This window comes from Komagataeibacter rhaeticus (assembly GCF_003207855.1).
Taxonomy (GTDB): domain Bacteria; phylum Pseudomonadota; class Alphaproteobacteria; order Acetobacterales; family Acetobacteraceae; genus Komagataeibacter; species Komagataeibacter rhaeticus.
The window spans coordinates 1-13,778 of sequence record NZ_NKTZ01000004.1 but is presented as its reverse complement, the minus strand read 5'-3'; the positions used below and the strand labels follow the sequence as shown (position 1 = coordinate 13,778).

At 66.3% G+C, this 13,778-nt stretch carries 12 protein-coding genes; 10 read left to right on the top strand and 2 right to left on the bottom strand.

Features of this window, described 5'->3' with window-relative positions; genetic code table 11:
* Positions 1 to 46: 46 nt before the first annotated feature.
* Genes CFR78_RS05765 through CFR78_RS05755 form a run of 3 tightly spaced genes read left to right on the top strand, consistent with a single transcriptional unit; the run spans position 47 to position 2,731 of the window.
* Positions 47 to 1,174, top strand: a complete 1,128-nt coding sequence (locus CFR78_RS05765) for a nucleoside hydrolase (RefSeq protein WP_084149623.1) — start codon at positions 47 to 49, stop codon at positions 1,172 to 1,174.
* A gap of 16 nt (positions 1,175 to 1,190) precedes the next feature.
* A complete protein-coding gene (locus tag CFR78_RS05760) occupies positions 1,191 to 1,634 on the top strand; it encodes a DUF1489 family protein (RefSeq protein WP_034928863.1) in 444 nt (147 codons plus the stop codon).
* Positions 1,635 to 1,666: 32 nt separating this feature from the next.
* Positions 1,667 to 2,731 (top strand): lytic transglycosylase domain-containing protein, encoded by a 1,065-nt coding sequence (locus tag CFR78_RS05755; RefSeq protein ID WP_034928861.1) that lies wholly within the window; start codon positions 1,667 to 1,669, stop codon positions 2,729 to 2,731.
* A 21-nt stretch (positions 2,732 to 2,752) separates the two neighbouring features.
* On the opposite strand, the gene CFR78_RS05750 is transcribed toward CFR78_RS05755, so the two are convergent.
* Complete coding sequence (locus tag CFR78_RS05750) at positions 2,753 to 4,096, bottom strand: glycoside hydrolase family 3 C-terminal domain-containing protein (RefSeq protein WP_258365968.1); 1,344 nt, start codon at positions 4,094 to 4,096, stop codon at positions 2,753 to 2,755.
* A complete protein-coding gene (locus CFR78_RS16570) occupies positions 4,023 to 4,793 on the bottom strand; it encodes a hypothetical protein (RefSeq protein WP_258365967.1) in 771 nt (256 codons plus the stop codon). Before CFR78_RS16570 ends, CFR78_RS05750 begins: the two co-directional genes overlap by 74 nt.
* 229 nt (positions 4,794 to 5,022) lie before the next feature.
* On the opposite strand from CFR78_RS16570, the gene CFR78_RS05745 reads away from it, so the two are divergent.
* From CFR78_RS05745 to CFR78_RS05715, 7 genes are all read left to right on the top strand, one after another.
* On the top strand, positions 5,023 to 5,568 hold the full coding sequence (locus tag CFR78_RS05745; RefSeq protein ID WP_007398916.1) for a DUF3576 domain-containing protein: 546 nt from the start codon (positions 5,023 to 5,025) through the stop codon (positions 5,566 to 5,568).
* Positions 5,569 to 5,674: 106 nt separating this feature from the next.
* Complete coding sequence (gene leuS, locus CFR78_RS05740; RefSeq protein ID WP_034928859.1) at positions 5,675 to 8,308, top strand: leucine--tRNA ligase; 2,634 nt, start codon at positions 5,675 to 5,677, stop codon at positions 8,306 to 8,308.
* Between the two features lie 3 nt (positions 8,309 to 8,311).
* Entirely contained in the window at positions 8,312 to 9,163 is an 852-nt protein-coding gene (locus CFR78_RS05735) for an LPS assembly lipoprotein LptE (RefSeq protein ID WP_034928856.1), read from the top strand.
* On the top strand, positions 9,160 to 10,182 hold the full coding sequence (holA, locus tag CFR78_RS05730) for a DNA polymerase III subunit delta (protein ID WP_034928854.1): 1,023 nt from the start codon (positions 9,160 to 9,162) through the stop codon (positions 10,180 to 10,182). The genes CFR78_RS05735 and holA overlap by 4 nt, the downstream gene beginning before the upstream one ends.
* Before the next feature lie 549 nt (positions 10,183 to 10,731).
* Positions 10,732 to 11,136, top strand: coding sequence for a hypothetical protein (locus CFR78_RS05725; protein WP_034928851.1), 405 nt, complete (start codon positions 10,732 to 10,734; stop codon positions 11,134 to 11,136).
* 500 nt (positions 11,137 to 11,636) lie between these two features.
* On the top strand, positions 11,637 to 12,878 hold the full coding sequence (locus CFR78_RS05720) for an NAD(P)-binding domain-containing protein (protein WP_084149622.1): 1,242 nt from the start codon (positions 11,637 to 11,639) through the stop codon (positions 12,876 to 12,878).
* 54 nt (positions 12,879 to 12,932) lie between these two features.
* Positions 12,933 to 13,724, top strand: coding sequence for a hypothetical protein (locus CFR78_RS05715; RefSeq protein ID WP_258365966.1), 792 nt, complete (start codon positions 12,933 to 12,935; stop codon positions 13,722 to 13,724).
* Positions 13,725 to 13,778 lie beyond the last annotated feature (54 nt).

Here is a 13,778-nt window from a genome sequence, read left to right as displayed (position 1 = left end):
AGGCAATACGATGGCGCCACGGCATTCATGGCAAGGAGCATGCTGCGTGTTTTCATCCGTCCTTTCGCTGTCCCGCCGGCTTGCAGCATGCGCCGCGGGCCTGACACTTCTGGCCACCACCGCCCATGCGGCCCCTGCACCGGCCCCCGCCACGGCCGGGCCGGAACTGGTGATCGAGGATAACGACTTTCTGGGCCCCGGCGGGTCGGACCAGCTTTCCATCATCCCGCTCCTGTTCAACCCGCATGTGCGCGTGCTGGGCTTTACCGTAGCCAGCGGCGACGGGTGGGAAAATGCCGAATCGGCCCATCTGCGCCGCCTGCTGGAAATCATCGGCCGCACGGACGTGCCGGTGGCTGATGGCGCGGTCTACCCGCTGGTCAACACCCGCGCCGAGATGCGCCTGCATGAACTGCAGTACGGCACCATACCATGGAAGGGGGCGTGGGGCGGCCTTGGTTCGATCGACAGGGCAACGGACACCCAGCCCGCCATCGGCCCGATGAAGGAAGGCATGCCCCACACGGCCCCGGTGGCGCAGAGTGCGGCGCAGTTCCTGATCGAGCAGGTGCATGCCCACCCGCACCAGGTCACGATCGTGGCGGCCGGACCGCTGACCAACCTGGCCCTGGCCATCCGGCAGGACCCGACCTTTGCCGAGACGGCCAGGCAGCTCATCTTCATGGGCGGCATGCTGGACACCAGCATGATGTCGGTTACCGGCAACGCGGATTTCGCCTCCGACTTCAACATGATCTTCGATCCCGAAGCCGCCCACATCACCCTGACCGCGCCATGGAAGGCGATCACGGTGGTGGGCAGCGTCTCGAACGATCTCATGCTGTCGCGTGAATACCTGGCGAAGCTGACGGACCGGAAAACGCCACTGACCAGCTATATCGGCAGCTATTACGATCCGCTGCCCATGTGGGATGAAATGACGACGGCCATCGCGGCGGACCCCACGCTCATCACCTCGGCGGTGGATGCGCATCTGGATATCGACACCAGCCGTGGCCCGCATTACGGCCATGCCTTCGTGGTGCCGGACGCCCTCGTGCCCCATGGCAGCCCGATGCAGCGCATGCATATCGTGCGCAGTATTGACGAACAGCGCTTCCGGGACACCTTCGCGCAGGAAGCCCGGAGCGACCTGCCCGCGCACGGGCAGTAAGCGGGCCGCGCGCTTCATGCTGCATATGGTCAAACTGGCGGTTGGCATCGGGTCCATCGAGGACCTGGCCCGCCGCCAGTCCCACCAGACCCCGCCGGTCGATGACCTGGATGGCACGGACCCCACGGGCCTGCCGTGGTTCCGCACCCGCATGTATCCCCGGCGGGCGGCCGAAATACTGGATGGGGGTTCGATCTACCGCGTGATTGGCGGCCGCATCCTGTGCCGCCAGCGCATTACCGCCATACAGCCCGACACGCGGGAGGACGGGACCCCCTGCGCGCTGGTGGTCATGGCGCCCGAAATCATTCCCGTAAGCCCGCGGGCCATGCGCCCCTTCCAGGGCTGGCGCTACCTCCGCCCCGAGGACGCGCCCCCCGACCTGCGGGCCAGCAGCCACGGTGGCGACGTGCTGCCCGAGACCCTGCGCAACAAACTGGCGGAACTGTGCCTGATCTGAACAAACGACCAAGCCTGCCCACACGCGCCGACATGGCGCGCCTTTTCATGCTGGGGGTCGTGGGACTGGGACTGGCCGCCTGTGCCGGTTCCGGCGGCGGGGGGGGAAGTGCCTCCCACTACAATCGCTATTATCAGGGCAAGGCCGCCTACCGCCCGCCGGGACCGGCCAGTGACCCGTGGCAGCCCTATATTGCCGATGCCTCCGCCCGCTTCGCCGTGCCGCAGCAGTGGATCCGGGCGGTCATCCAGAAGGAATCGGGCGGCAATGAATATATTGACGGCCACCTGACCCGTTCGGCTAGCGGGGCGATCGGGCTCATGCAGCTCATGCCGCCCACCTATGCCGACATGCGGCGCCGCAACCATCTCGGCTCCGATCCGTATGACCCGCACAACAATATCCTCGCGGGCACCGCCTATATCCGCATCCTGTACGGGCTGTATGGCGCGCCGGGCTTCCTGGCCGCCTACAATGCGGGCACCCTGCGCGTGAATGACTATCTGGAAAACGGCCGCCCCCTGCCCAGCCAGACCGTGCGCTACCTGCGCATCATCACCCCCAACCTGGGCAACGAAGTGGCACTCAGCGGGCCGCTGGCGGTCTATGGCTCCTCCAGCCAGCGCGTGAGCGCCACGCCACCGCCGCTGGGCACGGGCAGCCCCACCCCCACCATCCAGCCGGGGCATACCTATGTCCAGTACGCCACCCTCAACCCGCCGGCCCCCGTGCAGCGCCGCACCGCCTGCGTGCAGGACGTCAACGCGGCCTACGACCCGACCGGCACCACCTGCCGCACCGATACCCGTACCACGGCGGCCCCCGCCCCCAGCGCCGGGACAGGGTACGGAGCATGGATGGTGCAGGTGGGCGCCTTCTCGGCGGAAGGGCAGGCCCGGTTCGCCAATTCCATGGCACGGCAGGGTGATTTCGCGGCCCTGCAGGGCGCGCGCAGCATGGTCATTCCGGTCAGCAGGCCCACGGGCGTGATCTATCGGGCGCGTCTGGCCGGCCTGTCACAGGCGGCCGCAACAGGGGCCTGCGCCACACTCAAGGAACAGGGGCTGCCCTGCACGGTCATACGGCCGGGCCAGTAGCCACCGCCCGGGCATGGGGCATCAGTCTGCCGCCATGTCCAGCGCGGCGGGCAGGTGCATGGCGGGCAGGCGCACATCCGCATGCCGCACCAGCATGACCGACGAAAACCCGAGCGAGAACGCATAATCCCCTGCCGCCACCGCCCAGTTGGCGGCCGGTGCGTTCCACTGCGCCAGCAGCCGCAGGCTGACCGGCAGGGTCAGCCGCAGCGTATGCCCCGGCGCTACCATGATGCTGCGCCACGCGGCCAGCCTGCGCGGCGCCGCCTGATCGGATGACGGGCTGACATAAAGCTGCGGTATGGCCCGCACGGCGGTACCGTCGGGGTTGGTTACCGAAAAGCTGGCATTCAGATGCGTGCCCTCGCGCACCACATGCAGGTCGCTCAGCGTCAGGTGCCCGCGTGCCGACAGGCCATAGCCGAAGGGAAACAGTGGCGCGACATGCGCGCGTTCAAAGGCGCGGTAATCCGCATCCACCATGCCGGGCGGATAGAAACCGCCGGTCAGGGTCACGGGCAGGTGGCCCGAAAACTCCTGCTGCCCGGACAGCAACGCCGCAAGCGGGCGGGCATGCGCGTCACGCCAGGCCCAAGCCTGCACCACGCTGTCCACCATATCAAGCCAGGGCATCTGCCGGTCCGGGTCATCGCCAGTCAGCACCACGACAACATGGCCACCCAGATCCGCCAGGGTGGAAATCATCCGGTTGTCCGCATCCGTGCCGCTGAGCACCAGCGTGCGCGCGGCCTGCGCCGTGGCAGGCGGCAGGGTGCCCGGCGCGTTCGCGCCATCCGCCGCCACCACCACACTGACGCCAAGCCCCGCATGACGCAGTTCATCGGCCAGCAGGTCCGCCGCGTGCCGCATGGGCGCCCGCACCAGCACCAGCACCGGGCCAAGGGCGGGATCGAACGGCAGGACCCGGTTTTCATTCTGCAGCAGGACCGCCCCTTCCGCTTCCACATCGCTGACCAGCGTATCGGCCACCGGCGGCGACGCGGCCGCGTGCGCGGGGGTAAAGGCCGGCGGATGGTCAAGACTTCCAGCCATGTAGAAGGAGGCAAGGACATGCATGCCCATGGCCTGAAGCTGGGCGGGCCTGACGGCGCCATCCCTGACCGCCTGCCGCAGGGGGGCGCCGAACATGTCGTGGCCGCCTTCCCGGCTGGAAACCTGTTCCATATCCACGCCCGTGCCCAGAGCGCCGGGCAGCAGCGTGGCGTCATCGGGGCGTGCCGGGCCTAGGCCGCCGGGCGTCGCCATGACCATGCCGGGGAAATGCCAGGCATCATGCACCATGGCCCCCAGCCCCGTCACCGTCTGGCAGACCGCCAGGCCACCGCACAGCAGGGCGCCTGCCATGCGCGACCTCAAGCGCCATGGCCACGCCCAGCAGGCTGCCATCGGCCAGCCACGCGGCGGGGACCGGCGCGGTGCGTCCGGGCACGGCCCCATCGGCACGGGCCTGTTCATCGCCCGCGACCGAACCGAACACCGGCAGCACATGGCCCGACAGCAGGCCCGCGCCGATCATGCCCGCCATGGTACCCGCAAGCACCTGGTCCTCGCCAGCCTGCAGGCGGCCCGACGGCAGCAGGTCAATCCCCCCCACCCGCACCACGGCACGCCCCTGTTCCCATTCGGCACGGGCACGCGCGCCGCCCGCGCGGCGGGCAAGGTCAGGGTCCCATGTCGCGGCCAGCGCCAGCCACGGCAGCATGGGATGCCCCCCTTCGTCGGCGGGCCGGGCCGGGCTGGAAAAATCGGGCATGCGCAGCGCGGGCAGGCCCAGCCGGGCCACGCCCGGCCAGGCCAGCAGGCCATCCGCCGCCGCCTGCGTGGCGCCCTCCCCGCCCCCGATGGGACGGGCCTGCAGCACGGCCTGCTGCTCGGCGGGCTGCATGCGGGCCGCCATGTCCGCCGCATGGGCGGACCCCGCGCTGCCCCCCGCCGCGGCCCGGGCCTGCACGGGCAGAGCGGACAGGACCAGTCCCCCCATGCACAGGGCGGTCAGGCAACGGAGCGCGGACAGTCCATACCGGAGGCTTGCGTATTTCATCACGATCCATTGCTGTGGCGGGAAGGGGGTATTTTTGCGCCCTAATGCCCGGATTGTCACGCAAGGCAGGGTAAAGTGCCCGTGCGACTTGGCGGGACAGGCCGGGCGCGATATGAAGAACGGACAACGCGACAGGCCGCAACGCCCCCCTGCCCGGCACCACCGGCGGATCGGGCACGTGGCCGGATTACCACCTGCGGGGGCCATCCCCGGCGTCCATAGAGGCATCATGACCCTTCGCCCGCCCAATCCAGTCCCCTCCGCCGCGTCCCTGGCCACAGCGCCCCCGGGCCGTCCCCTGCTGCCGCGCGCGACCCTTGCCCTACTGGCCGCCGGCCTGCTGGCGGGCTGCGGCAGCGCGCCGCAGCATGACAGAAGCGGGCTGGCCATTCCGCAGAATCGCCTGCTCAAGGAAGACCGTGGGGCCAATGGTGGCTCGACCCCGCTGGAAAGCAACGGGGTCAATGCCTTCCTGTGGCGCGGTGCGCTGGATACGCTGTCCTTCATGCCGTTTGCCTCCGCCGATGCCGTGGCGGGCGTGATCCTGACGGACTGGTACACGCCCCCCGCCACCAAGGACGAACGCTTCAAGATCACCTGCTTCATCCTTTCACGCAGCCTGCGCTCGGATGCGGTGCGGGTGTCGGTCTTCCGCCAGGCCTATGAGGATAACCAGTGGGTCGATACCCCCGTCGCGGCCAATACGGTATCCGACATCACGGCCCGCATCCTGACCCGCGCGCGCCAGCTGCGCACCGATAGCGGCCAGCACTAGCACCGCCCTGCCCGATCCTTTTTTCCGCCCGCCGGGTGGCACCAGCCACCCGCGCCCCCTGTCCGCAGGCCCCAGCCGCCTGCCCCGCACACCGAACCAGAAGAAGATGACCGAAACCAGCACCCCACCGGACAGCGCCCTTCCCGCCTATGATTTCAGCACGGCAGAACCGCAGTGGCAGGAACGCTGGGCCGCGTCCGGCATCTTCGACGTTCCCGACGTGCCGCCCGCCGACCGGCCCAAATACTATGTGCTGGAAATGTTTCCCTACCCGTCAGGGCAGCTGCACATGGGCCATGTGCGCAACTACACGCTGGGTGACGTGGTGGCGCGTTACAAGCGCGCGCGCGGCTTCAGCGTGCTGCACCCGATGGGGTGGGATGCCTTTGGCCTGCCGGCGGAAAATGCTGCGCGTGAACGCGGCGTGCATCCCGGCCAGTGGACGATGGACAACATCGCCGCCATGCGGGCCACGCTCAAGCGGCTGGGCTTTTCCTTCAACTGGGACCGCGAGATCGCGACCTGCCTGCCCGAATATTATGGCAGGCAGCAGAAGCTGTTCCTGGACATGCTCAGGGGCGGGCTGGTCGAGCGGCGCGAAAGCTGGGTCAACTGGGACCCCGTGGACAACACCGTGCTGGCCAACGAACAGGTGGTGGACGGGCGCGGCTGGCGCTCGGGCGCGCTGATCGAGCAGAAAAAGCTGTCGCAGTGGTTCCTGAAAATCACGAAATTCGCGCCGCAACTGCTTGATGGCCTGTCCACCCTGCCGCGCTGGCCTGAACGCGTGCGCACCATGCAGGAACGCTGGATCGGGCGTTCGGAGGGGGCGAAGGTCCGCTTCGGCCTGCATGAACCGCCCGCCGGTTTCGACACCGACCTTGATTCGGTGGAGGTGTTCACCACCCGTCCCGACACGCTGTTCGGCATGTCTTTCCTCGCCATTGCCGCCGACCATCCGCTGGCGGCCAAGGTTGCGGCGAAAAACGCGGCGGCAGGCGAATTCATTGCCGAATGCCAGCGCCTGGGCACATCGGAAGAAGCAATCGAAACAGCAGAAAAGCGCGGGTTCGATACCGGCCTGCGGGTCACCCACCCGTTCATGCCGGACAGGTCCTTCCCGATCTGGATCGCGAATTTCGTGCTGATGGATTACGGCACGGGGGCGGTGTTCGGTTGCCCGTGCGGGGACCAGCGCGACCTTGATTTCGCGCGCAGGTACAACCTGCCCGTCACGCCCGTCATCCTGCCGCCGGGGGCTGAGGCCGCCACCTTCACCATGACCGACAGGGCCTGTGACGGCCACGGCACGCTGTTCAATTCCGGCTTCCTTGACGGGCTGGATACGGAGGCCGCGAAGAAGGAAGCCATCACCCGTCTGGAAGGCATGGGAATTGGCCGGGGCGTGGTCAACTGGCGGCTGCGCGACTGGGGCATTTCGCGCCAGCGCTACTGGGGCTGCCCCATTCCCGTCATCCACTGCACCGATTGCGGCGCCCAGCCCGTGCCCGATGACCAGCTGCCCGTAAAGCTGCCCGAGGACGTGACCTTCGACCGCCCCGGCAACCCGCTGGAACATCACCCGACATGGAAGCATGTGGCCTGCCCGAAATGTGGCGGTCCCGCCCTGCGCGAGACCGATACCTGTGACACGTTTGTGGACAGTTCATGGTATTTCGCCCGCTTCACCGCGCCCCATGCCGACCAGCCCACGCTTCCCGCCGCCGCCGATGGCTGGCTGCCGGTTGACCAGTATATCGGCGGCATCGAGCACGCGATCCTGCACCTGCTCTATGCCCGCTTCTTCACCCGCGCCATGCACGAGACCGGGCACCTGCATGTGGACGAACCCTTTGACGGGCTGTTCACCCAGGGCATGGTCAACCACGAAAGCTACCGTGACGCGCAGGGCAACTGGCTCTACCCCGAGGAAGTCGAGCGCCGGGGCGACAGTGCCGTGCGCCGCGACAACGGTCAGGCCGTGACCATCGGGCGTGTGGAAAAGATGTCCAAGTCCAAGCGCAACACGGTGGCGCCCGTCGCCATCATCGAGCGCTTCGGCGCGGATACGGCACGGTGGTTCGTGCTGTCCGACAGCCCGCCCGAACGCGACATGGAATGGACGGAATCCGGCGTGGCGGCTGCCGCCCGCTTCCTCCAGCGCGTGTTCCGCATTGTCCGCACGGTGGCCGAGCAGGTCCCGGCTGGCACGGCATGCCCCGCAACGCTGTCACGCAGCGCGGATGCGCTGCGCCGCGCCACCCACCGGACCATCGCCGCCGTGACCGAAGCGCTGGAAAGCTTCAGCGCCAACGTGGCGGTAGCCCGCCTGCACGAACTGACCTCCGCCCTGGCCGAGGCCGAAAAGGCGGCGGCGGAAGACGGCATGGCCTTTGCCCGGCGCGAGGCTGCCACCATCATCTCCCTGCTGGTCGCCCCCATGGTCCCCCATCAGGCCGAAGCGATGATGGCGCTGCTGGAACCCGGCGGCCAGCCGGTGGTGGAGCGTGCATGGCCCACCGCCACCCCCGAACTGCTCAAGGCCAGCGAACTGACCATTGCGGTGCAGATCATGGGCAAGCTGCGCGGCACGATCGCGGTCGCGCCCGACCTGCCGGCGGATCAGGTCATTGCCATGGCGGAAGCCGAGCCGAACGTGGCCCGCCTGCTGGACGGGGCGCGGATTGTAAAGCGCATCCATGTGCCGGGCCGGATCGTCAATTTCGTGGTGGCGAAATAGGCCATGGCCCATCCCGTCCGCCATACCGCCGTGCTGTGCGGCCTGCTTGTGCTGGCGGGATGTGGCTTTTCACCCATGTACAAGACAACGGGCACCCATATCGGCGCGGACGGGCAGCCCACGGTGTCGAACGTGCTGGCTGAACTGAAGCAGGTCTATGTCCCGCTCATCCCCGAGCGGTACGGCCAGCAGCTACGGCAGTTCCTGCAGCAGGACCTGAGCGGGGCGGGGCCGGAAAAACCGACCCGCTACGCGCTGCAGATCAAAAGCTACATCATGAACGAGGCAGTGGACATCCACGCGGACAATACCTCCGGCCGCACGCGCACCACCGCCTTTGCCCACTGGCAGCTCTATACGCTGGGTGACAGCCCGCAGCTTCTGGCCGGTGGCGATGCCTCGGTTGTGGATGGGGTGAACAATACATACGAACAGTATTTTGCGCTGACCCTGAACCTGGAGACCGTGCGCGGCCGCGTGGCCAGGAACCTGGCCGAACAGATCACCCAGCAGGTAGCCGTATGGTTCCGCACCCATGCCAAGCCCGCGGTGGACGGATCGGTCGCGGGGCAGAACCAGCCGCGCTATACCGACCCCAACAGCATCGTCAATCCCAACAACCAGCTGCCCGCCCAGATGCCCGGTGCCGATGGCATGCCCGCCATGGCCACGGGCCGGACCGATTCGCAGTTGAACGAACAGAACCACGGCGGGGATGACACGGCGCCGGAAAGCAGCCCGATCGACAATATTCCCGCCTCCACCTCCCGCTATGTCCAGCCTGATGCGAAAAAGAGTGACGGCACCACGGACGACATGTCCGGCATCAGCATCGGGGGACAGGGCAGCCAGTGAAAGTCAGCCCGCGCAATATCGGCGCCACGCTTCAGGCACCGGGCAACCTGCGTGTCATCATGCTGCACGGCGATGATGTGGGGCTGATCCGCGAACGCGCCACGACGGCGGCAAAGGCCATCTGCCCCGACCTGCACGACCCCTTCCGCGTGGCCATGCTGGGGCGTGCGGACCATGCCCGGCTGGAGGAGGAGATGACCGCCCTCTCCCTGACCGGCGGCAGGCGCGTGATCTGGCTACGCGAGGGTACGGATGAGGGCCTGCTGGAAGCGCTGAAGCGCGGTCTGGCGCAACAGTCCGATGCGCTGGTGATCGTGGAGGCACCGGGGCTTGACTCCCGCTCCAGGCTGCGTGGCTTTGTGGAAAAGGACGCGCAGTGCGCCCTGATCGGCTGCTACCCCGAGGAGGGGCGCGCACTGGAAGGGGCCATCCGCCAGATGCTGGCCGCGCAGGATGTGGGCATAGACCCCGATGCGCTGGGCTGGATGGTCGAACGCGCGGGCCCCGACCGGGCTGCGACCCGCAGCGAGGTGGAAAAACTGGCCCTGTTCGCAGGCCGTGGCGGGCGGCTGGGGCTGGAGGACGTGCGGGCCTGCGTCGGGGATGCGGCCGGTGTCTCGATGGAGGACGCGGCCTTTGCCGCCATGGCGGGCCAGCGCCGGGAAGCCGATGCCGCCGCCCAGCGCGCGCTGACGGTGGATGGCAGCAGCCCCTCCAACCTGACCCGCGCCCTGATGTCCCACATTCACCGCCTGCGCCGCGCGCGGCTGGCCATGGATGCGGGCATGAGCCGGGCCGATGCCATGCGCCAGCTGCAGCCGCCGGTCTTTTTCAAGCGCACGGACAGTTTTGGCCAGGCGCTGGGCCTGTGGCCGGCCGATGCCCTGCTGCGCGCGGCACAGGACACACAGGCCCTGGAACTGGCATGCAGGCAGACCGGCAGCCCTGACATCGTTCTGTGCCTGCGCCATGTCGCCCGCCTGTGCGGCCTGGCACAGCAGGCGCGCAGGCGGCGCTGACCGGTAAAATATTCCCCCCGGCCCACAGGAAACACCCTTGCCGCGACGCGTGGGCTCGGTTACAAAACCCCGGTGTGTCCGCGTAGCTCAGCCGGATAGAGCACAGGATTCCTGGTTTTCAATTGGGCGCCACGATGGGAAACCGCGTGGCGGATCTGCTCAAATTCGGGGAACGCTCTGGCAATCCGTTGCCGTGCCAATCCCGAGCCAAGGCCGGCCTGACCGGCAAGGTGTAGAGACTGGATGGGCAGCACCTGTCAACCGCGCGCGGTTTATGGTGAAGGGACAGTCCAGACCACGAACGTCATGCCCGGCATGGCGGCGGTGAAAGCCGAAGTGGTATGAATCCTGGGGCCGTGGGTTCGAATCCCGCCGCGGACACCAGCACACAGGCCCGATCGGTTCCAGGGAACCGGCTGGCCCCCCGCAGGCAATCATAATATAGGGCCCCTGATACCGCTTCTGGCGGCAGGCCCTGGGGGTACCGCCTTTTTGAAAAAAGGCTTCACCCCTACTGACGGCGTGTGGCCTGCCGGAAGAACCGGGCTTATGACCACGCGGGCCGCAGGGTCACCAACCGCATCGACATCCCTGATCCCCCAGATGGGGCCGCTCCTGTGGCAGTGGCATGCCGGTCGTGGCTGGCACCGTGCCACGGGCTTCGGCAGCAGGCCCCTTTCATGGTCCGGCCTGCCGCACCCGGCGTCAGGTCATCCTCGCGGCACACAGGTGGCCGCAACCGTGCCCCTGAAGCAGCGTTCGGCCATGGCGGCATTCACCCCCTATCCCCCCACCGCAGATACCCGATACGCCCATGCGGCTTTCATCAATAAAGCCAAAGAATATCAGGCCACCGGCGGCGTGACGGAAATCCTCGACACGCAGGGGCGGCGCTTCCAGATAGCGGCCCTTCGGCACAATCCGCATTGCCACCCCACCCGACGCGCCGCATGACTATGATGTTTATTTTGTATGAAACGAACAGGCACAGCCTGAATGAAACGGACTGAAATACTTTGAAAATAAAGGCACGCCGAACTATACCCGGACGCATTCGCCAGAACCGTGCAATAAATAAACAGATTCAACCACAACGTGTCCTGAACGATTTCCATATGGATGAAAAAGTTCCATGCCTTTTTGATATTGATTAAACATAGATCGTCTTCTGAAAACAAATATCAAATCACATGAAGGAAACTGTGTGATTCTTGCAAGATAACGCCACCAACATCACGACTGTTTTTTTTGTGATTGCTGTCAGACCAAAGGTAAATGTATGGTTAACATGTGGCAGGATGACGCATCCATCCCCCCTGTTTCCTCAATTCCTGATTGGTATGGAGCAAGCAACATGTGTGGATTCAGTTAAAACCCTGAATGAATAACCGTGTGTTTCCTTAATATCATTAAATAAAGCGCCGTCTCATGACGTGCTGGCTGGTGGATTTCGCATGAATACCGACATAGCCATTATCGGGGCAGGCCCCTACGGTCTTTCCCTGGCAGCCCATCTGCGTGAAAAAGGGGTGGATTTCCGTATTTTCGGGCGACCGATGGCCTTCTGGCGTGACCATGTTCCAGATGAACTGCGCCTGAAGGCGGAAGGTTTTGCTATGAACCTGTTCGACCCGAAGCAGCGCTTCACCCTCCGGCAGTTCTGCGCGGAACGGGGCTATCCTTACGCCCATATCGGCGTGCCCATTCCCGCCCATGTATTCAGGGAATATGGCGAAGCCTTCCAGAAAGCCCATGTGCCCCGGATCCAGACCGACCGGGTCACCGGACTGTCCCGCACGGCGGACGGATTTGCCCTGGAGCTGGAAAATGGCGGGCGCGTGACGGCGCGCAGGGTGGTCATGGCAATCGGGATCGGGGATTTTGCCCATGTTCCCCCCGCCATGCACAGCCTGCCACCCGAACGGGTCAGCCATACATTTGATGAAACCACCTTCACCCGCTTCGCGGGCAGGCGGGTGGCGGTGATCGGGGCGGGGTCCTCGGCTGTGGATACCGCCTGCTTCCTGCATGAAGTGGGGGCGGAAACCTTTATCTGCACCCGACGGCCCAGGATCTGGATCAACCACCCGCCGCGCACGCTCCCGCCGCTCAAACTGCTGCTGACGCGCATCAGGAAGCCTCTGTCCGGGCTGGGCACGGGCTGGCGCTCACGCATGGCATGTGACCTGCCCGATGTCTTTCACATGCTGCCCTCACGCCTGCGCCTGCGCATAACACGCGGCCATCTGGGACCGGCGGCCGGGTGGGTGACCGGGCAGGTGGTGCGCGAGAAGGTACCCATCCGCCTTAATCTGGACCTGCAGCGCGCCAGCATGCGCCAGCAGGCCATCCATCTGGAATTCCTTGAAACCAGCACGGGCAAGACGCGGGAGATGGATGTAGACCATGTCTTCCTGGGCACCGGGGTGCAGGTGGACGTGACGCGCATCCCGTTCGTGGACCCCGCATTGGCGCACGCCATCCAGACGGAAGGCAGCATGCCCGTGCTCTCGCGCCATTTCGAATCCAGCGTGCCGGGACTGTATTTCATCGGGCCGCTGGCGGCAGGCAGTTTCGGCCCCCTGCTGCGCTTTGCGTATGGCGCACGCTTTGCCGCGCGCCGCCTGTCGGCGCGGTTGCGGCGGCAGACGGCGGCCGTGCGGCAGCCCCGGTCCCAGCCCGCCTTCGCCCAGTGAACAGTCCGCCGGTCCTGGTGTGACAGCCAGGCCTGAACTGGAAAGTCCCTTCCCATGAAAAATGATTTTACAGTTCTCATCATCTCCTCGGTCTGGTGGTCGGCCATTACGCGGGCGGCGCTGGAATTTCTGGAAAGCGGGGTCAGGGTGCATGCAATCTGCCCGCCCGGCCATTCGCTGCGCTGCATCCGGGGGCTGGACTCCCTGCGCGGCTACCCCTGCGTTGCCGCCATTTCCACATTGTCCACCATCATTACGGAAATAAGGCCGGACCTGATCGTACCCGCCGATGACCGGGTCGTGGGTGCCCTGCATCAGGTCCATGACGCTGCCGACCCCACGACGCAGGCGGGCCGGGCGTGCCGGGCCATCATCGAAACCTCACTGGGCCAGCCGGACTGCTTTGCCTATGCCCGGACCCGGCTCAGGCTGATCGATGCGCTTCGCGCGCGCGGTATCCCGACCCCGGCCGCCGCCAGCATGGCCACGGTGGAAGATGTGCGGCAGTGGTGCGCGACCACGCCCGGTCCGTGGGTGCTCAAGCGTGACCGCAGCTGGGGCGGTTCCGGCGTGGTCATTGCCGATACGGTGCGGGAAGCTGAAAGCAGCTTCCGCCGCCTGTCGCAGCCGGTCCGGATGGCCTGCGCGCTGCGTGTGCTGCTGGCGGACCGTGACATCTATTCCTTCATGGAAGCCACGGCGCGCCAGTCCATGCCGGTCATTGCGCAGGCCCATATAAGTGGCATGCCCGCCAATATCATGGTCGCCTTGAGGTGGTCCCGTCCGTTCGGACAGTTTTGTGGGCTTGATAAGCTATACCCGGTTGTTGTTATGCCGCCCTTCTGACGGCGTTGCTGTTGGCCATCTGGTCCGGGGTTAACCCCGGACCAGATGGCGTCG